Below are 20925 nucleotides of genomic sequence, written 5' to 3'. Positions count from 1 at the left end.
TGCCCCCCTGAAACAGGGGTGTTGAAGTTTAGCGAGTCGGCAGACCCTCTCGATCAGGCGGAAGATAGAGGGTCTCGTCGTTCCCCCCGAGAGAAGAGGCTGCGCTTTTGCGGTAGCCTCATTGCCCGCCAGAACCAAGGAGACTTTTCAAATGGCTGCATCCCTGTCCCCCGCTGAAGAAGCACTTCGAGAAGCAGCGCGCGAATACCACCGCTCGCCCGTCAAGGGCAAGATCTCGATCACCCCCACCAAGCCCCTGCTGAACCAGCGCGACCTGTCGCTGGCTTACTCGCCGGGCGTGGCCTACCCCTGCCTCGACATTGCGGAAGATCCCGCGCTCGCGGCCGAATACACCGCCCGCGGCAACCTCGTGGGCGTCATCACCAACGGCACCGCCGTGCTGGGCCTGGGCAACATCGGCCCGCTGGCCTCCAAGCCCGTGATGGAAGGCAAAGGCTGCCTGTTCAAGAAATTCGCCGGCATCGACGTGTTCGACATCGAGCTGGCCGAGAACGACCCCGACAAGCTGGTCGACATCATCGCGGCGCTGGAGCCCACGCTGGGCGGCATCAACCTCGAGGACATCAAGGCCCCCGAGTGCTTCTACATCGAGAAGAAACTGCGCGAGCGCATGAACATCCCGGTGTTCCACGACGACCAGCACGGCACGGCCATCATCTCGGCCGCAGCATTGCTCAACGGCCTGGAGCTGGTCGGCAAGAAGATCGAAGACGTCAAGATCGCCGTCTCGGGCGCCGGCGCCGCCGCCATCGCCTGCCTGGACGTGATGGTCGGCCTGGGCGCCAAGCCCGCCAACATCTACGCCTGCGACTCCAAGGGCCTGATCTACATGGGCCGCGCAGGCGGCTTCGACGAGTCGAAGGCCCGCTACGCCCAGAAGGACACCGGTGCCCGCACCCTGGCCGACGTGGTGAAGGACGCCGACGTGTTCCTGGGCTGCTCGGCCCCCGGCGTCATGAGCGCCGAGATGGTCAAGACCATGGGCACGCAGCCGATCATCCTGGCGCTGGCCAACCCCGAGCCCGAGATCCGCCCCGAGCTGGCCAAGGCCGTGCGCCCCGACTGCATCATCGCCACGGGCCGTTCGGACTACCCGAACCAGGTCAACAACGTGCTGTGCTTCCCGTACATCTTCCGCGGCGCGCTCGACTGCGGCGCGAGCAAGATCACGGAAGAAATGAAGCTGGCCTGCGTGCGCGAGATTGCCGACCTCACCAAGGCCGACATCAGCGAAGAAGTGGCCACCGCCTACGCCGGCCAGGAGCTGGCCTTCGGCCCCGACTACATCATTCCCAAGCCCTTCGATTCGCGCCTGATCCTGCGCATCGCGCCGGCCGTGGCCAAGGCGGCCGCCGCCTCGGGCGTGGCCTCGCGCCCGATCGAGGACATGGAGGCCTACCGCCAGCACCTGACGCGCTTCGTCTACCAGACGGGCATGTTCATGCGCCCGGTGTTCAGCGCCGCCAAGATCTCCACCACCAAGCGCGTGGCCTACGCCGAAGGCGAGGACGAGCGCGTGCTGCGCGCCGCGCAGTGGGCGGTCGACGAAGGCCTGGCCCAGCCCATCCTGGTGGGCCGCCCCGCCGTGATCGAGGCCCGCATCCAGAAGGCCGGCCTGCACATCCGTTCGGGTGTCGACTTCGAGATCGTGAACCCCGAAGACGATCCGCGCTTTCGCACCTACTGGGAGAGCTTCCACAAGCTCATGGGCCGCCGCGGCGTCACGCCCGAGGCCGCCAAGACCATGGTGCGCCGCTCCAACACCACCATCGCCGCGCTGATGCTGCACCTGGGCGATGCCGACGCGATGATCTGCGGCCTGGTCGGGCGCTTCGACGTGCACCTGGAGCACATCCGCAACCTGATCGGCCTGAAGCGCGGCGCGCCCGGCTTCGCCACGCTGAACGCGCTCACGCTCGAGAAGCGCACGGTGTTCATCACCGACACCAACGTGAACGAAGACCCGAGCGCCGAACTGCTGGCCAGCATCGCCGTGATGGCTGCCGAAGAGGTGCGCCGCTTCGGCCTGCCGCCGAAGGTGGCCTTCCTGTCGCACTCGAACTACGGCACCTCCAGCCGCGGCTCGGCGCGCAAGATGCGCCTGGCGCGCGACCTGTTCTCGCAGATGGCACCCGACATCGAGTGCGACGGCGAGATGCACGGCGACGCCGCGCTGTCCGACGAGATCCGCCGCACCGCCCTGCCCGAGACCACGCTCACGGGCGAGGCCAACCTGCTGGTGTGCCCGAACCTCGACTCGGCCCACATCCTCTACAACGTGCTGAAGATGACCGGCGCGAACGGCATCACGGTGGGCCCGATCCTGCTGGGCGCCGCGAGCTCGGCCCACGTGCTGACGCCCTCGGCGACGGTGCGCCGCATCATCAACATGACGGCGCTGGCCGTGGCGAAGGTGAAGGCGCAGGACTGACGCTGACGCCGACGTTTCTTCCCTGAAACAACAACGCCCCGTCGCGGTCTCCGCGACGGGGCGTTTTTCATGGACGGCCGTGTTCAGGCGTGGACGGGCGACACCACCGGCACGTCGGCCGGGTCGAACACGTTCCAGGCCAGCAGCTCCTTGTCTTCGGGCGGCGGCTCGCAGCCGCCGACGCGGCTGGGCTTCCAATCGAAACGCTGTTTCATGTCGGCCAGCGCTTCGGCGCGCTTGAAGGCCGCCAGCGCCGAATCGATGACGGGCACGCCCAACGCGTCCTGCAGCTGGCGGTAGAAGCCGAACTCGAGCGTGCAGCCCAGGATGAGCGCCTCGGCACCGTCCTCGTCGATGGCGCGGCGGCCCTGCGCGATCATGCGGCGCACGGTCTCGTCGCGGTCGCGCTGGAAGTCTTCCACGCCGAGCTCCAGCGCGCGGAACGAGGCGATCAGGTGCGCATGGCCGTACTCGCGCACACGCGCCTCGATGCGCGGCACCCACTTGCGCCGCCCGACGATCACCGACACCTTCTGCGCCAGGTTGGACGCGACCTCGAACGAGGCCTGGCAGGGCGCGACCACCACCGTCTGGCCCGAGATCTCGCGCGCCTCGACCAGCACCGGGTCGTAGAAGCAGCCGACCACCACTGCGTCGAAGCCCTGCTGCGCGGTGTCGCGCACGGCGCGCACGATGTCGGCGCCCAGCAGCGCCTCGTAGCTCTGGTACTCGACGTGGTGCTGCACCGAGGCGTTGCGCAGCGACACCACCTCGACCTCGGTGCCGGGGTTCTTCACCTGCGCGAACTCTTGCGCGAAGCGCGCGTTGTAGGTGTCGTTGCCGACGGCCCGGATCCAGCGGATGCGCAGTGTCATGGCATGTCTCCGTTCAGGCCGGCGCGAAGGCTTCGCCCAGCGACTTCTCGAGCGGCCGGTACAGCTCGGGCATGAACATGGTGCGCGACAGCAGCAGCCGCGCGCGCGGCGCCACCAGCACGCGCAGCCGCGCGCCCTGGCGCACATGGGCCGACACCACGGGCTGGCCGTCGTCCGAGAAGGTCATGATCAGGTCGGGGAAGCGCGCGATGCGCTCGCCGCCCTGCGCCAGCAGCATGTACTCGTTGATGAAGCGCAGCGTGGTGCCGGCCGCGTCGTCGAGCTCGACCACGCCGACGTCCAGCCCTTCCTGCTGCTCGCAGCGGTAGCTGCGCACCGTGCCCTCGGCGACGAGGCGGCCGTCGAGCGAACGGGCCACGGCATCGACGCCGCCATCGAGAAAGGCCTGGCCCAGCGCGATGGCGTGGCTGATGGCGCCCGGTGCGCCGTGCTGGCGCGCGTAGCCCACGGTCACGGGGTTGCGCGCCACCGCCACGAGGCCGCCCGCCTCCACCGAGGCGCGGCGCACCACCGCCGAGGTCTGCTCGAGCCGGCCCGACACCACGCCTTCGACATAACGGTGCGGCTCGCCGCCGGCGTAGGCCTGCACCGAGAGGTAGTCGGGCTCGGTGTGCAGGCCCAGCGCGCCCATCACGCTCGAGGGGTGGGCGCGGCCGTTGCACGCGAGGTCGATCACGGGCAGGCCGGTCATGGCGGCGTGGAACCAGCCGTTGACCGTGGTCTCGGCGCCGTTCTCGTTGGCATGCAGCGCGACCAGCTTCTGGCCCGCCGGCAGCTCGCGCCGCAGCAGCTCCAGCGTGCGCAGCAGGTGCGCCGGCTGCACGTGCGGATCGGGCGCGGCCGGCGCACCCACGAGGGCCATGGTGGCGGTGAGCGCGGCCTCGTCGAACTCGTCGACGCTCCACAGCTGCGGCGTGCCGACCTGCAGCGCCAGCCGCGCGGCGCGCTCGCCCGCCGCGATGAGCCCGCCGCCCCCGCCGCCGAGGATGGCGCCGCCCCAGATGGCCGCGCGGACGTCGTCGCTGGTCAGATTGCGTTTCATGGATTCGATTCCTGTGTGTGTGATGAAAGGAAAGAAGGAGAACTACTTGCGCAGGCTCTTCACCGCGCCCGAGAAGAAGCTGTAGAGCGCGTCGCCCGCGATCACGCCGCCGGCGAACACCTCGAGCCGTTCGCGCGCGGCGGCGCCGAGCACGCCGTGCACCGCGAGCCGGCAGGCGATGCCGGCCGCGACCATCCAGCCGGCCATCGGGCTGGCGATGAGCAGGCCGGTGGCGAACAGCACGCCCAGCTGCTGGCGCGGCCCGCCCGCCAGCTGCAGCAGCGCGCCGGGCACGGCCCACAGCGCGAGGTTGCGCGCGGTCTCGCCCGAGATGCCGGCCTTGATCGCCGCCACGTAAGCGGCGTTGATCGGTGCGGTCTGGTGGTTGGCGAAGAACAGCGGGTAGGCGCAGGCCACCACCACGATCGCCACGCCGAAGCCGACCATGCCGGCAATCATCTGTTCGCGCCGGCCTTCGAGTTCGAAGGCCGAGCCCGAGGCCTCGCCGCGCAGCAGGTGGCCGGCCTTGAGGTCATAGCCCATGTCGGCAAAGGCCGGGCCGGTGGCGGCCGAGAAGCCGGCCAGCACCACCAGCGCCTCGGGCGGAAAGCCGATCAGGATGCCCAGCAGCAGCGAGATCAGCGCCACCGCGAAGGCCGGGAACCAGCCCGAGTGCATGGCCGCGATGCCCACGATGAGTTCGTGCACGAAGGCCGCGAAGGTGCCGTACACGATGAACAAGGCCAGCATGCCCGGCGACATGCCGGTGTAGATGCCGGTGCCCGCGCACAGCAGCACCATGATCGCGAGGTAGCCCGCACCGCCCAGCTTGAGCGAGCGGCCGAGCACGCTGGCACCGCGCGCCTCGGCCAGCGCTTCCTTCGTCACGGCGGGGCTGTCGGCCGCGCGCTCGTGCTTCTTCAGCACCACGCGCGCCACCTGCACCAGCGCGACGAGGCCGGCGCCGATCATCATCCCGTGCGGCACATAGCGCGTGCCGATGTCGAAGCCGAACAGCGGCGCCGAGTAGCCGCGCACCAGCAGCCCGATGCCGAAGGCGGTCATGGCGCCGAGCCCGCCGATCAGCGCCACGCCGAAGGCCGACATCGGCAGCTTGAACACCGCGCCCGCCACGCCGGTGGCCAGCCCGCCCAGCAGCAGCCAGGCCTGCTTGCCGCCGCCGTCGCCCGCCTTGATGGCCTCGGCCGCGGCGATGCCCAGCGGCCACGGGTTCTTCGCCGGGAAGGCGGGCGTGTCGAACATGCGGTAGAGCAGCCAGGCGTCGAGCAGCATCGCCAGGCTCACGCCGATGAGCATCGGCACCACCATCTGCGGCAGGCCGAACAGGAAGGGAATGCCGATCGGCAGGAACAGGCTGTTGGCCGCGCCGAAGGTGGCCGACGAGATGCTCGTCTGCGCCAGGTTCTGCGCATGCACCGAGCGAAAGCCCCGGAACATGGCCAGCGGCACGCGCGCCAGCGTCATCGCCGCGAGCGCGCCGATCAGCGAGGTGCTCGGCGTGATGCCCAGGCTGGCCAGCATCTGGATGCCGACGATGGCGCCGAACACGCTGAGCACCACCGTGAGGATCAGGTTGGCCGGCGCGAGCGCCTTGGGATGCAGCGCGGCCGGCGGCAACGCGGTGTGCCCGGCGCCCTTGTCTTCCAGCGGCGCGACGGCGGTCACTTCATGGTGCATGGTCATTCCTTGTTGGTTCCATATTTTGGAACCATGTCCAATAAACTTGGACTGAATGATAAAACCGTACTTTCGGCTGTCAAGCGGGCGTTCACCCGGGTCGGCCGAAAAGACGCACCGGCGCCGAACCTATGATTCCCACCCCAACCTATCGAACACGATGAGCACCCTTGCCAACGCCATGGACGTCCTGAAGCTGATCGCGCGGCTGCGTCGCGACATCACGGTGACGGACGTCGTGACCGAGCTGGGCCTGCCCAAGAGCTCGGCCTCCCGCACGCTGAGCATGATGGCCGGCTACGGCTTCCTGGACCGCGACGCGGCCACGCGCGCCTACCGCCCGGGCGGCGTGATCATGGAAGCCTCGTACCACTTCCGCGCCTCGCGCAACACGGCCTCGCTGGTCGAGGAGGCGCTCGACGCGCTGGTGCGCGAGACCGGCTGCACGGGCTACATCAACGTGCTCGACGGCACCGACACGCTGGTGATCCAGATGCGCACCGGTGCCGGCGCGCTGCAGATCTACACGCCGCCGGGCAGCCGCGCGCCCGCCTACTCCAGCGCCATGGGCCGCGCGCTGCTGGCGCGCCTAGACGACGACGAAGTCGGCGCCCTGATCGGCACCAAACTCGACCAGGGCCGCGGCCACGCACCGAAGACGCGCAAGGACCTGCTCGCGCGCCTGGCCGTGATCCGCGACACCGGCTGGGCCCTGTCGCGCGGCGAGTACGTGACCAACGTGGCGGGCATCTCGTCGGCGGTGCTCGACCCCGCCACGCGGCAGACCTACGCCTTCGGCATCGCGCTGCCCGCGGAGCAGCTGTCGGAAGCGCTGGTGGAACGCTTCGGCGCCACGGTGCGCGACGCCGCCAGCAGCGTGGGCAAGCGCGTGGGCGATCCGTACTGGCTGGGCTTCGGGGCGACGACGCCGAGCTGAGCACCGCGCCGGCGCCAGCCGCACGCCCCGCCGCGTTTGCCGCTGCGGGGCTTTTTTCGTCCGCTGCATCGTGAGGCACGGGGTGCGCCAAGGCGGTGCTTCCAGACGCCCGAACGCCCTTTCCAGAAGCCTCCAACCACCATTTCGGCTGGCATGCAATCTGCTAATACCCTGAGCAGATATTTCTCATATCTTACTAATATATTTAAAAACCAAGCCTTCAAGCCCTGGTTTCGACCGCTGTCCGCAGCGCCCTTTTCTTCTTTTTTCGAGGTACACATCCATGAGCAATCCCCGCTGGCAAGGCATCTTCCCCGCCATCACCACCAAGTTCCACGCCGACGAAAGCATCGACGCCGAGGGCACCGCCCGCCACATCGACTTCCAGATCCGCAACGGCATCCACGGCCTCGTCACCTGCGGCTCGCTGGGCGAAGCCAGCACGCTGACGCTCGAAGAAAAACTGCAGGTCGCGAAGATCGCCCTGGAGGCGGCCGACGGCCGCATCCCCGTGCTGGCCAACGTGTCGGAGACCAGCACCCGCGAAGCCCTGCGCTACGTGGACGGCGCCAACAAGCTGGGCGTGGCCGGCTACATGGTCATGCCCTCGGTGATCTACGTGGCCGACGCGCGCGAAGCCATGCTCAACGTGCGCACCATCGCCAACGCGGCCCAGAAACCCATCATGGTCTACAACAACCCGGTGGCCTACCGCGTGGACCTCAAGCCCGAGCACATGATCGAGCTGGCCGACTGCGAGTGGATCGCCGCCATCAAGGAAAGCACCGACAACATCCGCCGCATCACCGACCTGCGCAACACGGTGGGCGACCGCTACCAGCTGTTCCTGGGCGTGGACGACCTGGCCTACGAAGGCCTGGCGCTGGGCTGCGACGGCCTGCTGGCCGGTGTCGGCTGCGCCTTCCCGCGCGAGACGGTGGCGCTGTACGACCTGATGAAGGCGGGCAAATTCGCCGAAGCGCTCAAGCTGTACCAGTGGATGACGCCGATGCTGCACCTGGACGTGTCGACCAAGCTGGTGCAGAACCTCAAGCTCATCGACCTGCTGGTCGGCGTGGGCACCGAGCACATGCGCCGCCCGCGCCTGCCGCTCATCGGCGAGGAGCGCGCCTTCATCGAGAAGGTCGTCGCCAAGGCGCTGGCCACGCGGCCCGCGCAGTACCAGTCGGTCATGTAATCGCCGCGCGCACGACGCACCGCAAGGCCCAGAACACCATGCAAGACAACGCCTTGAAAGAGAGCGGCGGCCTGTCCCGCCGCGTGCTCGACGCGTCGGACTTCGTCCTGCGCTGCGAGCGCCACCTGCTCAGCAGCCTGATGGGGTTGCTCATCGTGCTGGTGCTGCTGAACGTGGTCACGCGCTACGGCGGCTTTCCGCTGTACTGGGTGGACGAGGCCTCGGTGTACTGCGTGGTCTGGCTCACCTTCTTCGGTGCGTCGGCGATGACGCGGCTGCGGCTGGACTTTGCGGTGACGCTGCTCACCGACAAGCTCGGCACCCGGGCCGCGCGCATCGCCAAGGCCAGCGCCTCGGGCGGCGTGCTGCTGCTCGGGCTGGCCCTGCTTGCGATGTGCTGGCTGTGGATGGACCCGGCCGGCATCGTGCGCCACGGCTTCGACGCGAAGGAGTTCGCGGCCGAGAGCTTCAACTTTCTCTACACCGAGCGCACGCAGACGCTCGACTGGCCGACGTGGGTGGTGCAGCTCATCCTGCCGATCTTCGCGCTCACCCTCAGCGTGCATGCGCTGGCCAACCTCCTCGAAGACCTCGGCCTGCAGCCCAAGCGCACGCACGACGAGTTCCATGTCGCCAACGCGGACGCCGTGAACTGAAATGCTGACCTCTGCCTTCTTCCTGCTGATCATGCTGGTCGGCGTGCCGATCGGTGCCTGCCTGTGCCTGTCGGGCATCGTCTACATCCTCAACTCGGGCGACACGGTGCTGTTCCAGTCGTTCCCGGTGCAGATGTTCGGCGGCGTCGACAGCTACAGCCTCATCGCGATTCCGCTGTTCATCCTCATCGGCGAGATCATGAACGGCGGCGGCATCACGCGGCGCCTCGTCGACCTCGCGCTGGCCTTCATCGGTTCGGTGAAGGGAGGCCTGGCCTACGTGAACATCCTGGCGAACATGCTGGTGTCGTCGATCATCGGCTCGGCCACCGCGCAGGTGGCGATCATGAGCCAGATCATGGTGCCCGAGATGGAGAAGCAGGGCTACGACAAGACCTTCGCGGCCGGCATCACGGTGTACGGCGGCATGCTCGGCCCGATCATTCCGCCCTCGGTGATGTTCGTGGTGTACAGCGTGCTCGCGCAGGTGGCGGTGGGCGACATGCTCATCGCCGGGATCATCCCCGGCGTGATCCTCACGGTGCTGTTCTTCATCGTGATCGCCGGCATGGGCGTGATCTACAACTACCCGCGCACCGAGAAGCGCACCGCCCGCCAGCGGCTGCACACGATCCTCACGGCCTGCCCGACGCTGCTCATTCCCATCGTGATCGTCGGCTCGATCCTCGGCGGCCTGGCCAACCCCACCGAATCGGCGGCGGTGGGTGCGGTGGCCGCGGTGCTGGTGGGTCGCTACGTGACCAAGGAATTCCGCTTCGCGATGATTCCGCAGATCCTGCTGAAGTCGGCGATCTACTCGGCGGTGGTGCTGTTCCTGGTGGCCGCCGCCGCGGTGTTCTCGTGGCTGCTCATCTACGGCAAGGTGCCGCAGGCGACGGCCGCGTGGATACAGACCGTGGCCAAGGACCCGATCGCCTTCCTGCTGCTGGTGAACGTGATCCTGCTGGTGATCGGCACCGTGATCGACGGCATTCCCGGGCTGATCATGACCGTGCCGATCCTGCTGCCCATCGCGACCGAGATCTACGGCATCGACCCGCGCCACTTCGGCGTGGTGGTGGTCATCAACCTCGTGCTCGGGCTGATGACGCCGCCGGTGGGGCTGAGCTTCTTCGTGGCGTCGGCGGTGACGGGCGCCAAGCCCGGAAAGATGTTCATCGTCACGCTGCCCTTCTTCCTGATCTGCTGCGTGGCGCTGGTGCTGCTGTCGCTGTTCCCGAGTCTTTCTCTCGCGCTCATCAAGTAAGCGCTGAACCGATCTCTTCCCGTTCCTTCACCTCACCCCACAGGAGCTTCGCATGCCCCTCTCCCGCCGCCAGTTCGTCCAGGCCGCCGCCGGCACCGCCGCCGCGTCGACCGCCCTCTTCGGCACCGTGTCGCGTGCCGCCGCCGCCAAGGAATTCCGCCTGGGCCTCATCACGCCCGCAGGCCACTCGTGGAACCGCGCCGCAGTGAGCTTCGGCGAGGCGCTGAAGAAGGCCACCGACGGCCGCCTGAGCGCCACGGTGTTCCACTCGGGCCAGCTCGGCAACGAGTCGGCCATGATGCAGCAGCTGCAGTCGGGCGCGCTCGACATGGGCTGGATCCAGGCGGCCGAACTCGGTTCGCGCGTGGCGAGCGTGGCGGCCATCAACGCGCCCTACCTCGTGCGCTCGACCACCAACGTCGCCTCGCTCGTGCGCACGCCCGCGGCGCTCAAGCTGCTGGACGTGCTGCCGCGCGAGACCGGCACCATCGGCCTGGGCTGGGGCATCACCGGCATGCGCGTGGTGTTCGCCACCAAGGACATCGCCTCGCCCACCGACCTGAAGGGCATGAAGCTGCGCATCAACCCCACGCCGGTGTACCGCGACTTCTACCAGCTGCTGGGCGCCGCGCCCACGCCCATTCCCACGCCGGGCGTGTTCGACGCCATGTCCAACGGCCAGGTCGACGGGCTCGAAGCCGACATCGAGTTCTCGTGGAACCAGCGCTTCGACCGCGTCGCTAAAACGCTGCTGCCGATGAACGCGCTGTTCATGCCCTTCGCGCCGCTGGTGTCGGGCCGCATCTGGCAGACACTCGATGCGAAGGACAAGGCGCTCATCACCGACCTCGTGAAGCAGCAACTCGACGCGCAGATCAAGGACATCGTGACCACCGAGCTGGGCCTCATCGACAAGTTCAAGGCCAGCGGCATCGCGATCAAGAGCGCCACCAACTACAACCCCGCGCCGGTCATCGCCGAATTCGACAAGGTCTGGCTGCCCAAGGCGCCGCAGATCGCCGAGCTGCGCAAGATCGGCGCCGCGCTCTGACGACGGCCCTGGGCCCCGATTCCCAGGCGCGGTGCACGCCGCACACGCCCTGGGCGGGCCGCGCACCTCGGTGATTCACCGGAAGGGTTCGCACCAATCGCGTGCGGGCACCGTTTTTGCTTGAATGCCGAAGCATTCACCTTCACGGAACCCGCATGAACAAGCGTCAACTGATCCAGTCCTTCCTCGCCGCCTCGGCCCTCAGCTTCGGCCTGTCTTCGGCCATGGCCCAGAGCCCGACGCCGATCAAGTTCCAGCTCGACTGGCGTTTCGAAGGACCGGCCGCGCTGTTCCTGCACCCCGCGGCCAAGGGCTACTTCAAGGCCGCCGGCCTGGACGTGACCATCGACGCCGGCAACGGCTCGGGCGGCACCGTGACGCGCGTGGCCTCGGGCGCCTACGACATGGGCTTTGCCGACCTCGCGGCGCTGATGGAGTTCCACGCCAACAACCCCGACAGCCCGAACAAGCCCGTGGCCGTGATGATGGTCTACAACAACACGCCGGCCTCGGTCATGGCGCTCAAGAAGAGCGGCATCACCAAGCCGGCCGACCTCGCCGGCAAGAAGCTCGGCGCACCGGTGTTCGACGCGGGCCGCCGCGCGTTCCCGATCTTCGCCAAGGCCAACAACATCGGCGCCGTGAACTGGACCGCCATGGACCCGACGCTGCGCGAGACCATGCTGGTGCGCGGCGACATCGACGCCATCACGGGCTTCACCTTCACCTCGCTGCTCAACCTGGAAGCGCGCGGCGCCAAGGCGGCCGACGTGGTGATCCTGCCCTACCCCGACTACGGCGTGAAGCTGTACGGCAACGTGATCATCGCCTCGCCCAAGCTGCTCAAGGACAACCCGGCGGCGGTGAAGAAGTTCCTCTCGGCCTTCGCCAAGGGCGCCAAGGAAGTCATCGCCAACCCGGCCTTGGGCATCGAGTCGGTGAAGGCGCGCGACGGCATCATCGACAGCAAGCTCGAGACGCGCCGCCTGCAGTTGGCGATCGACACCGTCATCAACAGCGCCGACGCACGCACCGACGGCTTCGGCGCCGTCAACGCGGGCCGCATGTCGCTCATGGCCTCGCAGGTCTCGGACGCCTTCAACACCAAGACGCGCGTGAGCCCCGACGCCGTGTGGACCGCGGCCCTGCTCCCGCCCGCGGCCGAGCTCAGCGGAATCCTGCGCAAGTGATGGCGGCCGGCGCAACGACACCCGACGCAGCCGCCCCCTTCGTCGATTTCCAGGACGTCTGGCTCGCCTACAACGAAGAGCTGCTGCGCGCCAACCACTTCGCGGTCGAGGCCATCGACCTGAAGGTGACGCGCGGCGAGTTCATCGCCATCGTCGGCCCCTCGGGCTGCGGCAAGTCGACCTTCATGAAGCTCACCACGGGGCTGAAGATGCCCTCGATGGGCAAGATCCGCATCGACGGCCAGCCCGTGACCGGGCCGCTGAAGATCTCGGGCATGGCCTTCCAGGCGCCCTCGCTGCTGCCGTGGCGCACCACGGTCGACAACGTGCTGCTGCCGCTGGAGATCGTCGAGCCCTACCGCTCGAACTTCAAGGCCAAGCGCAAGGAATACGAAGAGCGCGCCCGCCGCCTGTTGCAGAAGGTGGGCCTGGGCGGCTACGAAGACAAGTTCCCGTGGCAGCTTTCGGGCGGCATGCAGCAGCGCGCGAGCATCTGCCGCGCGCTCATCCACGAGCCCAAGATGCTGCTGCTGGACGAGCCCTTCGGCGCGCTCGACGCGTTCACGCGCGAAGAGCTGTGGTGCATCCTGCGCGACCTGTGGACCGAGCAGCAGTTCAACGTGATCCTGGTCACGCACGACCTGCGCGAGTCGGTGTTCCTGGCCGACACGGTGTACGTGATGAGCAAGAGCCCCGGGCGCTTCGTGGTGAAGCGCGAGATCGACCTGCCGCGCCCGCGCGAGCTGGAGCTGACCTACACCAAGGAGTTCACCGACATCGTGCTTGAACTGCGCGGCCACATCGGCGCCATCCGCGGCAACGCCACCACCACCTCCGCCGCTGCTGCGGCGGCAGCGCACTGAGGAGGCGGCGATGAAAAACAGCAAACAACTCGAGCGCTGGTCGCCGTGGCTGCTGCTCGTGGCGGTGCTCCTGCTGTGGCAGGTGATCTGCGCGGGCTTCGGCGTGTCGGACTTCATCTTTCCGAGCCCGCTGCGCATCTGGGAGCAGTTCTGGGAGTTCAAGGAAATCATCGCGGGCCACGCGTGGCGCACCTACTGGGTCACGATGGCGGGCTTCGGCCTGGCGATCGTGGTGGGCGTGCTGCTGGGCTTCGTGATCGGCAGCTCGCGCCTGGCCTATGCGGCGATCTACCCGCTCATGACGGCCTTCAACGCACTGCCCAAGGCGGCCTTCGTGCCGATCCTGGTCGTGTGGTTCGGCATCGGCATCGGGCCGGCGATCCTCACGGCGTTTCTGATCAGCTTCTTCCCGATCATGGTGAACATCGCGACCGGCCTGGCCACGCTCGAACCCGAGCTGGAAGACGTGCTGCGCGTGCTGGGCGCCAAGCGCTGGGACGTGCTCGTCAAGATCGGCCTGCCGCGCTCCATGCCCTACTTCTTCGGCTCGCTGAAGGTGGCGATCACGCTGGCCTTCGTCGGCACCACGGTGAGCGAGATGACGGCCGCCAACGAGGGCATCGGCTACCTGCTGATCTCGGCCGGCTCGGCCATGCAGATGGGCCTGGCCTTCGCAGGGCTGATGGTGGTGGGCGCGATGGCGATGATCATGTATGAGCTGTTCAGCCTCATCGAGAAACACACCACCGGCTGGGCACACCGCGGCTCGCAGAACCAATAAATAATGGGGGCATGACCCCCGAACAGATCACCCGCGCGCTGCGTCGCGCCGACGCCGTGGCGCGACGCGCCATGGCCATGGGCCGCCACCCCTTCGGCGCCGTGCTCGTCGCACCCGACGGCGAGACCATCCTCGCCGAGCAGGGCAACATCGACACGGTGCACCACGCGGAGGCCACGCTGGCGCGCCATGCGGCGCAGAACTGGCCCCCCGAGTACCTGTGGCAGTGCACGCTCGTGACCACCTTCGAGCCCTGCGCCATGTGCGCGGGCACGAGCTACTGGGCCAACATCGGGCGCATCGTGTACGGCGCGGAAGAATCCGCACTGCTCGCCCTCACCGGCGACCACCCCGAGAACCCGACGCTGAGCCTGCCCTGCCGCGAGGTCTTCGCGCGCGGACAGAAACCCGTCGAGGTGGTCGGCCCCGTGCCCGAGGTGGCCGACGAGATGATCGCCACGCACCGGGGGTTCTGGGAATCGCGCTAGTGGGTCCGCACGGCGTGTTCGCGCCTTACCTGGCACGTTGGCATCTCACGCCCGACGGCGGGGCCTTCACCTCGCTGAGCGGCACGCTGCTGCCCGTGCGCCAGCAGGGCGTGGCGGCCATGCTCAAGGTGTCGCACGAGGCCGAGGAGCAGGCGGGCAGCCTGCTGATGGCCTGGTGGAACGGCGACGGCGCCGCGCCCGTGCTGGCCCATGACGGCGAAGCCTTGCTGATGGTGCGCGCGCAAGGCACGGGCTCGCTGCCGCAGATGGTTCAGGACGGCCGCGACGACGAGGCCACGCGCATCCTGTGCGCCGCCGCCGCGCGCCTGCATGCCCCGCGCGACACGCCGCCGCCCCCGACGCTGGTGCCGCTCTCGCGCTGGTTCGAATCGCTGTGGGCCGGCGCGGCCACGCACGGCGGCGTCTTCGCGCACAGCGCACGCACCGCACGCGAGCTGCTGGCCGCACCGCGCGACGTGGTCGTGCTGCATGGCGACATCCACCACGGCAACGTGCTCGACTTCGGCCCGACCGGCTGGCTCGCCATCGACCCCAAGGGCCTGCACGGTGAGCGCGGCTTCGACCACGCGAACATCCTGTGCAACCCGGATGGCGAGAGCGCGCTGGTGCCGGGGCGCTTCGCGCGTCGCATCGAGGTCATCGCGGAGGCCACGGACATCGAGCGGCGGCGATTGCTGCAGTGGGTACTGGCGTGGGCCGGGCTGTCGTCGGTGTGGATGCTGGAAGATGGCGAGGCGCCCGGAAGCACGCTGGAAGTGGCGAAGCTGGCGGCCGCGGCGCTTGGAATCGCCGGCTAGATTCGGACGCATGTCTCGCCCCCACTCCTACCTCGATGTCCTCGCGCGGGTTCTGGCGCTGCCGATGTCGGAAGGCCTTGCATCTTCTGACGAGCGCTTTCATGCGGCATCGGCGGGTGCGGACACGCTGATCGTCGACGTCGAGAAGCGCTGCTACCACCGCGTGCCCGATGCGCGCCCTCTGAGCTTTGAAGACGCGCCGCACGACGGCGTCGCGCAGGCCGCGCTGCAGCTCGGACACAGCGATGGCGTCCGCACGATCGTGCTGGCCGCGCAGGACGACAGCTTCTGGACGCCGCTGCCCGATCCGCGCGTGATCGGCTTGCCGCGCATCCTGCAGCGGCATGACACGGCGTGGATGTCTCCGGCACCGCCGCCTTCAAATGCCCCTTCACGAACCAGCATCACCGACTGGCTGGGTTCGCTGGTCGCGCTGGCGGTGCTGGCCTTCTTTGCCGCCTTCGGTTTCAACGCACTGCGCTGGTCGTTGAATGGAGGTTGGAACCTGCTGTGGCTGCTGGTGGGGCTGCCGGTGTTTCCGGTCTTCACCGTGTTGACACTGTCGACCGCCTACGGCTTTTTCCGAACTGCGGTGCCACCGCGCCAGGCCCTGAACGCGATCGATGTCCGTCGCGACGAGCGCTTCCGCATCGGCGAACCCCTGGCGTTTCGCGTGGATGCCACAGTGCCAGCGTCGGTAGGCGATCAACCCGCGGAGCCGCCGCCCCAAGTCTTTGCTCGCCTGATCGTCCAGACGGTGAACGACAAGGAAGATGGCAGTTGGTCGGTGAACGATTGGGCGTGGGACGCGGCCCCCGCCGACTGCGTTTCATCGACGCTCACCGGAACAGGCGAGCGCCATGTGCACTATGCCGGTATCGTGACGGCATCGCGCAACACGCTGCGCGAGGCACAGGAGCGCTGGTCCCTGGCGTTGTCCGCCAGCCAGGAGCCAGGGACCGAGCCGTTCTATGTCACCAGCCTCGCCACGCCGCCCTTGAACACGCCCCTGCTGATGGTGCAACCGCCGGATCGCCTGGCACAGCTCAATGCCCTGCTGCACGGCGAGGAGTTGGAGTTGGTCCGCACAGCCTACGGCAGAGAAAGCAGCACGGCATTCTTCGAAGACTTCACGTCGAAGGATATCCAGGCAGTGTTCACTGTCGACGTCGAGGCGTTGGTAGACCACGCGATGGCCGCCGGCTGGCACGAAGGCAAGATCAAGACCGCGCGAGTCGGCGGCGACAGCGCCCTCTACCTGCTGAAGGAAGGTCCCGCCTACAAGGTGATGTTCACCGAACGCTGGTGGACCGAGTCGCTGTATGAGTCGACCGACCTGCGCAGCGCCGTGGCGCGCTACCTTGTGGCAACCCACCTCTTTGCCCAAAGCCTGCCGGGCGCCAAGGCGCTGGAGATTCCGGCGCCCTACAGCGACATGAGGCCCGACTCCGCTCCGTCGGTTTCCGCAACCGACGAGATGCCCCCTCAACCCAGCAGCAGCGACGCCTCATCCCGCCAATAGGCCACCGCCGCCAGCCACCCTTCCCACACGCACCCATTGCAGCCGCGCCCGCAGCAGGTGGTCGGCTCCGGCGGCGGCGCACGCATCGCGAGCCCCTCGGCATCGAGCATCGCCTGCACGCGCGCGATCAGCGCCTGCGCGCCGGCAAGGTTCGTGGATTCGGGCAGCCGGTCGATGGCGTTCATGGTGGGCGGGTCTTCTTCAGGCCTCGAGGTTCATCAGTTCGAGCCGCATCTTCGCGCCGCCCGATTCGCTCGAGCCGATGCTCAGCTGGCCGCGATGCAGCCGCGCCACCTCGGCCACGAGGTGCAGGCCCAGCCCGGCACCGCGCCCGCGCGGCACGAGCCGGTGGAACGGCGCCACCACGCGCTCGCGGTCGGCCTCGGGGATGCCGGGGCCCGAGTCGCGCACTTCGATGCACGAGGGCTCGCACAGCCGCACCTGGATGTCGCAGCCCGGCCCGCCGTGCTCGATGGCGTTCTGGATCAGGTTGGTGAGCGCGCGCTCGAGCGAAGGCGCGTCGCCGCGCACGGTGAGCGGCTGCGGCGCGTCGACCGACAGCGTGCAGCGGCTGCGGATCGCGAGCGGCGCGATGTCGGCCGCCACGCGCTCGCACAGCGACCTCAGTTCCACTTGCTGGTCGAGCGACAGGCCGTGGTCCAGCCGCTGCAGGTCGAGCAGCTGCTCGGCCAGCGTGGCCAGCCGCGCCGAGGCCTGCATGAGCTTCATCTTCAGCGGGTCGTTGGGCAGGCCTTCGAGATGGATCTGCAGCGTGGTGATCGGCGTGCGCAGCTCGTGCGCGGCATCGGCCAGGAAGCGCTCCTGCCGGTCGTAGCCTTCGTTGAGCCGGTCGAAGGCGCGGTTGACCGCGTTGACCAGCGGACGGATCTCGCTGGCCACGTTGGCCAGCGGCAGGCGCGTGGTGCGCTCGTGCACGTCGATGCCCTCGGCATGCTCCGCCGTGGCCACCACGCCCTTCAGGCCGCGCTTCACGACGAACGGCGTCGCCAGGATCACGCCCAGGCAGGTGACGAGTGCCATCGGCGCCACCAGGAACAGGAAGGCGATGCCGGTGCCCTTGAGCGTGTTCTCCACCGTGAGCGGGCCGCCGGTCTGCGCCATCACGGCCACCGGGCCGGCGCGCGATTCGATGCGCTCGAAACGGGCCTTGGGGCGGGTGCCGTCGCTCTCAGGGTCGATGGCCACGCGCTCGGTGTCGTCGAGCGCATCGAGCAGCCGCAGGTAGGTGGGCGGCACCTCGCCGTGGCGCAGCTGCACGCCGTTCGGGTCGCGCACGATGAACCAGAACTGCGGGTCGGCCTTCTGCAGCCGCCGCAGCGCGCTCGTGGGCTCGACCACCAGCTGGCCGTCGGCGCCGCGCATCAGGGCGCGCTGGATGGCCGCCACCGTCTCGTGGCCGGTCTCGTCGACCACGCGGCCCAACGCCCACGCCAGCCCGAGGAAGCCGCCCATCACCAGCAGACCGACCACCACCTGCAAGAGGATGAGGCTCCAGATCAGCCGCCAGCGCAGCGAAAGCAAGCTCATTGGTATGCCTTCGTGCTTCGCACTGCGGCGCGAGCTTGCTTGGGGCGGCCCGGCGCTGCGCTCATGCCGACTGCGGCGCGCACATGAGATAGCCCACGCCGCGGATCGCATGGATCTCGACCTGCGCGCCCGCCTTGTCGAGCTTGGAGCGCAGGCGCGAGACGTGCGTGTCGAGCGCGTTCGACTGGATGTCGTCCTTGTGGCCGTACACGCGGTCTTGCAGCGCCTCGCGCAGCACGGTGCGGCCGCGGTGTTCGAGCAGCGTCTCGAGCACCAGCAGCTCGCGCCGCGGCAGCGTGAGGCAGGCCTCGCCCACATGGGCCTGGCGCGTGTGGTGGTCGAAGCGCAGCTGCCCGAGCGTCATGATGAAGTTGGCGCGCACCGCGGGGCGGCGTGCCAGCGCGCGCACGCGGGCCAGCAGCTCGTCCATCGAGAAGGGCTTGGCCAGGTAGTCGTCGGCGCCGCCGTCCAGGCTCAGCACGCGCTCGGCCACGTCGGTCATGGCGGTGAGCACGAGCACGGCGCAGGCGATGTGGTTCTGCGCGAGGAACGCGACGAGCGACAGGCCGTCGCCGTCGGGCAGGCCGCGGTCGAGCACGACCACGTCGTAGGGCGCGCCGAGCGCGGCCTCCTCGGCCGCGCGCAGCGAGCTCGCCACATCGACCACCGCCTGGTTCTGGCGCAGCGCCGACGCGAGCGCCTGCGCCAGGTCGGCTTCGTCTTCGACAAGCAGGATTCTCATGGGGGGATGGGGAGGGACCGGACAGGCGGGTGATTCTAGAGAGCCCTCACATGAGGCAGCGCAATGTTCACGCAATGCATGCGCCTACGCTGTGGCGCTTCCCTCTCCTGAAAGCGCACCGGTGACGCTGCCCTCCCGCCCGAACCCCGCCGCCCTCCCCGTCACGCCCTGGCACCTGGCGCTGGGGCAGCGCTTCGCCACGCTGTGGGTCGTGAAGATGATCGGCACCACGCTCGGCATCTCGGGCTTCTTCGTCCTGTACTTCTGGGTGATGCATCACCCGCCCTCGGTGCCGACGGTGATGCCGCTCACCGCCATCGACCACTGGGTGGACGTGAGCGACGACGCGATGCTGCTGTACAGCTCGCTGTGGTTCTACATCTCGCTCGCCCCGGCCTTCACGAAAAACAAGGCCGAGCTGTGGGCCTGCGCGCGCGGGGCCGCGCGCATGGCGGCCATCGGCCTGGCGGTGTTCTGGTGTTTTCCGACGGTGGTGCCGAGCTTTGCGATCGACTGGTCGCAGTACCCGGCGCTGCAGTTCCTCAAGAGCGCCGATGCGGGCGGCAATGCCTTCCCGTCGCTGCATGTGGCCTTCGCTGTGTTCGCGGCCGTGTGGCTCGGCCGCCAGCTACGCAGTGTGCAGGCGCCCGCGTGGACGCAATGGGTGAACGTGCTGTGGGCCGCGGGGATCGTCTATTCGACGCTGGCCACGCGCCAGCACGTGCTGCTCGACGTGCTCGGCGGTGTGTTGCTGGCGGGCCTGGTGTGCTGGCGTCGCGCGCCGCGTGCCCGTTTGGTGCTGGCCGAGGCGTGAGCGCCGTCGGTTACCAGAAAATCCAGAGGGCGAGGCCGCCGAAGATCGTCCACTTCACGAGGTAGTACGCGCGCTTGTCCCAGGCCTTCAGGCGCTTGCCGACCACGCGGATCTGGTAGATGTACTTGAAGGCACGGTTCAGACCGCCCGTCTTGTCGCCCGCGTCGTTGGGCGAGGCGGCGGCGGCCAGCAGGTTCTTCGCGAACCAGCGGTTCACGGCGCTGGCCCAGCGGTACTTCAGCGGGCGCTCGATGTCGCAGAACAGGATCACGCGGTCGTGGTCGGTGGTGTTCTCGGCGTAGTGGATGTAGGTCTCGTCGAACACCACGGCCTCGCCGTCGCGCCAGTGGTAGCGCTGGCCGTCCACGTCGATGTAGCAGCCCTCGACGCCCGGCGTCCACAGGCCCAGGTGGTAACGCAGCGAACCGGCGAACGGGTCGCGGTGGCGCACGAGGCGGCTGCCCGGGGGCAGTTCCGCGAACATCGCGGCCTTGATGGTGCCGATGCCCTTGAGCAGCTCGGTGGTGCGCGGGCACAGCACGGCGGCCGAGGGGTGCGCCTCGTCGTACCACTTCAGGTAGAAGCGCTTCCAGCCGCTCTTGAAGAAGGAGTTGAAGCCCACGTCGTTGAACTGGCTCGAGGCCTTGATGCTGCCGCCGTTGCGCATGGCCAGCGCTTCTTCGCGGATCACTTCCCAGTTTTCCTCGAGGATGCGCATCTCGGGGAACTGCGCAGGCGACAGGTACGGCGTACCGGGCACCTTCGAGAAAAGGTACATGAAGACGTTCAGCGGCGCCAGGAAGGTCGAGTGATCAGAGAGCTGTCTGAAGAACTTGTGCCGGACCTGGCCACGGAAGTGAACGTAGAGTGCGCTGAGCACGAAGATGGCAAGAATGACCCACTTCATTGGTGAAAGTGTCCTGTAGACGAGCGCCGGGGGAGCCGGCTAGTGTAATTCCTCG

20 protein-coding genes are annotated in these 20925 nt (G+C 68.3%); 13 read left to right on the top strand and 7 right to left on the bottom strand.

What is annotated here, in order from left to right; translation table 11 throughout:
• The first annotated feature begins 151 nt into the window (after positions 1–151).
• Positions 152–2452: an NADP-dependent malic enzyme gene (locus AC07Q9_RS23490; protein ID WP_489058085.1), complete on the top strand. Its 2301-nt coding sequence runs from the start codon at positions 152–154 to the stop codon at positions 2450–2452.
• A gap of 83 nt (positions 2453–2535) precedes the next feature.
• Here the strand turns inward: AC07Q9_RS23490 and AC07Q9_RS23485 are convergent, their stop codons facing one another.
• From AC07Q9_RS23485 to AC07Q9_RS23475, 3 genes are read right to left on the bottom strand one after another with little or no spacing between them, the layout of a single operon-like run.
• Entirely contained in the window at positions 2536–3327 is a 792-nt protein-coding gene (locus AC07Q9_RS23485) for an aspartate/glutamate racemase family protein (protein ID WP_495311965.1), read from the bottom strand.
• A 13-nt stretch (positions 3328–3340) separates the two neighbouring features.
• A complete protein-coding gene (locus AC07Q9_RS23480) occupies positions 3341–4390 on the bottom strand; it encodes an S-methyl thiohydantoin desulfurase domain-containing protein (RefSeq protein WP_495311964.1) in 1050 nt (349 codons plus the stop codon).
• Between the two features lie 42 nt (positions 4391–4432).
• The gene (locus AC07Q9_RS23475) at positions 4433–6088 is read right to left on the bottom strand and encodes an OPT/YSL family transporter (protein WP_495311963.1); all 1656 of its coding nucleotides are present in this window, start codon (positions 6086–6088) and stop codon (positions 4433–4435) included.
• A gap of 160 nt (positions 6089–6248) precedes the next feature.
• Between AC07Q9_RS23475 and AC07Q9_RS23470 the strand changes: the two genes are divergently transcribed.
• The 11 genes from AC07Q9_RS23470 to AC07Q9_RS23420 all read left to right on the top strand — a co-directional run bounded on the left by AC07Q9_RS23470 (position 6249) and on the right by AC07Q9_RS23420 (position 16859).
• A complete protein-coding gene (locus tag AC07Q9_RS23470) occupies positions 6249–7025 on the top strand; it encodes an IclR family transcriptional regulator (RefSeq protein WP_495311962.1) in 777 nt (258 codons plus the stop codon).
• Positions 7026–7308: 283 nt separating this feature from the next.
• Complete coding sequence (locus AC07Q9_RS23465; protein ID WP_495311961.1) at positions 7309–8223, top strand: dihydrodipicolinate synthase family protein; 915 nt, start codon at positions 7309–7311, stop codon at positions 8221–8223.
• A 38-nt stretch (positions 8224–8261) separates the two neighbouring features.
• Positions 8262–8879: a TRAP transporter small permease gene (locus AC07Q9_RS23460; protein ID WP_354343885.1), complete on the top strand. Its 618-nt coding sequence runs from the start codon at positions 8262–8264 to the stop codon at positions 8877–8879.
• A gap of 1 nt (position 8880) precedes the next feature.
• Positions 8881–10146: a TRAP transporter large permease gene (locus tag AC07Q9_RS23455; RefSeq protein ID WP_062473357.1), complete on the top strand. Its 1266-nt coding sequence runs from the start codon at positions 8881–8883 to the stop codon at positions 10144–10146.
• A 52-nt stretch (positions 10147–10198) separates the two neighbouring features.
• On the top strand, positions 10199–11197 hold the full coding sequence (locus AC07Q9_RS23450) for a TRAP transporter substrate-binding protein (protein ID WP_495311960.1): 999 nt from the start codon (positions 10199–10201) through the stop codon (positions 11195–11197).
• 155 nt (positions 11198–11352) lie between these two features.
• Positions 11353–12387 carry an ABC transporter substrate-binding protein gene (locus AC07Q9_RS23445; RefSeq protein WP_495311959.1) on the top strand — a complete coding sequence of 345 codons (1035 nt, stop codon included), beginning with the start codon at positions 11353–11355 and terminating at the stop codon, positions 12385–12387.
• Positions 12387–13250: an ABC transporter ATP-binding protein gene (locus AC07Q9_RS23440; RefSeq protein ID WP_495311958.1), complete on the top strand. Its 864-nt coding sequence runs from the start codon at positions 12387–12389 to the stop codon at positions 13248–13250. Before AC07Q9_RS23445 ends, AC07Q9_RS23440 begins: the two co-directional genes overlap by 1 nt.
• A 10-nt stretch (positions 13251–13260) precedes the next feature.
• A complete protein-coding gene (locus tag AC07Q9_RS23435; RefSeq protein ID WP_495311957.1) occupies positions 13261–14031 on the top strand; it encodes an ABC transporter permease in 771 nt (256 codons plus the stop codon).
• Between the two features lie 11 nt (positions 14032–14042).
• Entirely contained in the window at positions 14043–14519 is a 477-nt protein-coding gene (locus AC07Q9_RS23430) for a nucleoside deaminase (RefSeq protein ID WP_495311956.1), read from the top strand.
• 14 nt (positions 14520–14533) lie between these two features.
• Positions 14534–15337 carry an aminoglycoside phosphotransferase family protein gene (locus tag AC07Q9_RS23425; RefSeq protein WP_495311955.1) on the top strand — a complete coding sequence of 268 codons (804 nt, stop codon included), beginning with the start codon at positions 14534–14536 and terminating at the stop codon, positions 15335–15337.
• A 10-nt stretch (positions 15338–15347) separates the two neighbouring features.
• The gene (locus tag AC07Q9_RS23420; protein WP_495311954.1) at positions 15348–16859 is read left to right on the top strand and encodes a hypothetical protein; all 1512 of its coding nucleotides are present in this window, start codon (positions 15348–15350) and stop codon (positions 16857–16859) included.
• Here AC07Q9_RS23420 and AC07Q9_RS23415 read toward each other — a convergent pair.
• The 3 genes from AC07Q9_RS23415 to AC07Q9_RS23405 form a co-directional block, all read right to left on the bottom strand.
• Complete coding sequence (locus tag AC07Q9_RS23415; protein ID WP_495311953.1) at positions 16823–17044, bottom strand: oxidoreductase-like domain-containing protein; 222 nt, start codon at positions 17042–17044, stop codon at positions 16823–16825. The two genes, AC07Q9_RS23420 and AC07Q9_RS23415, sit on opposite strands and share 37 nt — an antisense overlap.
• 16 nt (positions 17045–17060) lie before the next feature.
• Positions 17061–18407 carry a sensor histidine kinase gene (locus AC07Q9_RS23410; RefSeq protein WP_495311952.1) on the bottom strand — a complete coding sequence of 449 codons (1347 nt, stop codon included), beginning with the start codon at positions 18405–18407 and terminating at the stop codon, positions 17061–17063.
• Positions 18408–18468: 61 nt separating this feature from the next.
• On the bottom strand, positions 18469–19149 hold the full coding sequence (locus tag AC07Q9_RS23405; protein ID WP_062473345.1) for a response regulator: 681 nt from the start codon (positions 19147–19149) through the stop codon (positions 18469–18471).
• A 121-nt stretch (positions 19150–19270) separates the two neighbouring features.
• Here AC07Q9_RS23405 and AC07Q9_RS23400 point away from each other — a divergent pair, with 121 nt between their 5' ends.
• The gene (locus tag AC07Q9_RS23400) at positions 19271–19963 is read left to right on the top strand and encodes a phosphatase PAP2 family protein (protein ID WP_495311951.1); all 693 of its coding nucleotides are present in this window, start codon (positions 19271–19273) and stop codon (positions 19961–19963) included.
• A gap of 10 nt (positions 19964–19973) precedes the next feature.
• On the opposite strand, the gene lpxO is transcribed toward AC07Q9_RS23400, so the two are convergent.
• Complete coding sequence (gene lpxO / locus AC07Q9_RS23395; RefSeq protein ID WP_062473341.1) at positions 19974–20870, bottom strand: lipid A hydroxylase LpxO; 897 nt, start codon at positions 20868–20870, stop codon at positions 19974–19976.
• Positions 20871–20925 lie beyond the last annotated feature (55 nt).

The sequence above is a fragment of the Variovorax sp. GW821-FHT09A10 genome (assembly GCF_059418385.1).
Note: the sequence above shows the minus strand (reverse complement) of the source record. Positions and strands in the feature narration are given on the sequence as shown.

Bases quoted from the DNA above. Each gene is read 5' to 3' on its own strand.
- AC07Q9_RS23430 (WP_495311956.1), top strand. From the start codon at position 14,043: ATGACCCCCGAACAGATCACCCGCGCGCTGCGTCGCGCCGACGCCGTG.
- AC07Q9_RS23410 (WP_495311952.1), bottom strand. From the start codon at position 18,407: ATGAGCTTGCTTTCGCTGCGCTGGCGGCTGATCTGGAGCCTCATCCTC.
- AC07Q9_RS23415 (WP_495311953.1), bottom strand. From the start codon at position 17,044: ATGAACGCCATCGACCGGCTGCCCGAATCCACGAACCTTGCCGGCGCG.
- AC07Q9_RS23440 (WP_495311958.1), top strand. From the start codon at position 12,387: ATGGCGGCCGGCGCAACGACACCCGACGCAGCCGCCCCCTTCGTCGAT.
- AC07Q9_RS23485 (WP_495311965.1), bottom strand. From the start codon at position 3,327: ATGACACTGCGCATCCGCTGGATCCGGGCCGTCGGCAACGACACCTAC.
- AC07Q9_RS23470 (WP_495311962.1), top strand. From the start codon at position 6,249: ATGAGCACCCTTGCCAACGCCATGGACGTCCTGAAGCTGATCGCGCGG.
- AC07Q9_RS23480 (WP_495311964.1), bottom strand. From the start codon at position 4,390: ATGAAACGCAATCTGACCAGCGACGACGTCCGCGCGGCCATCTGGGGC.
- AC07Q9_RS23435 (WP_495311957.1), top strand. From the start codon at position 13,261: ATGAAAAACAGCAAACAACTCGAGCGCTGGTCGCCGTGGCTGCTGCTC.
- AC07Q9_RS23455 (WP_062473357.1), top strand. From the start codon at position 8,881: ATGCTGACCTCTGCCTTCTTCCTGCTGATCATGCTGGTCGGCGTGCCG.
- AC07Q9_RS23460 (WP_354343885.1), top strand. From the start codon at position 8,262: ATGCAAGACAACGCCTTGAAAGAGAGCGGCGGCCTGTCCCGCCGCGTG.
- AC07Q9_RS23475 (WP_495311963.1), bottom strand. From the start codon at position 6,088: ATGCACCATGAAGTGACCGCCGTCGCGCCGCTGGAAGACAAGGGCGCC.
- AC07Q9_RS23490 (WP_489058085.1), top strand. From the start codon at position 152: ATGGCTGCATCCCTGTCCCCCGCTGAAGAAGCACTTCGAGAAGCAGCG.
- AC07Q9_RS23405 (WP_062473345.1), bottom strand. From the start codon at position 19,149: ATGAGAATCCTGCTTGTCGAAGACGAAGCCGACCTGGCGCAGGCGCTC.
- AC07Q9_RS23450 (WP_495311960.1), top strand. From the start codon at position 10,199: ATGCCCCTCTCCCGCCGCCAGTTCGTCCAGGCCGCCGCCGGCACCGCC.
- AC07Q9_RS23420 (WP_495311954.1), top strand. From the start codon at position 15,348: ATGTCTCGCCCCCACTCCTACCTCGATGTCCTCGCGCGGGTTCTGGCG.
- AC07Q9_RS23445 (WP_495311959.1), top strand. From the start codon at position 11,353: ATGAACAAGCGTCAACTGATCCAGTCCTTCCTCGCCGCCTCGGCCCTC.
- AC07Q9_RS23465 (WP_495311961.1), top strand. From the start codon at position 7,309: ATGAGCAATCCCCGCTGGCAAGGCATCTTCCCCGCCATCACCACCAAG.
- lpxO (WP_062473341.1), bottom strand. From the start codon at position 20,870: ATGAAGTGGGTCATTCTTGCCATCTTCGTGCTCAGCGCACTCTACGTT.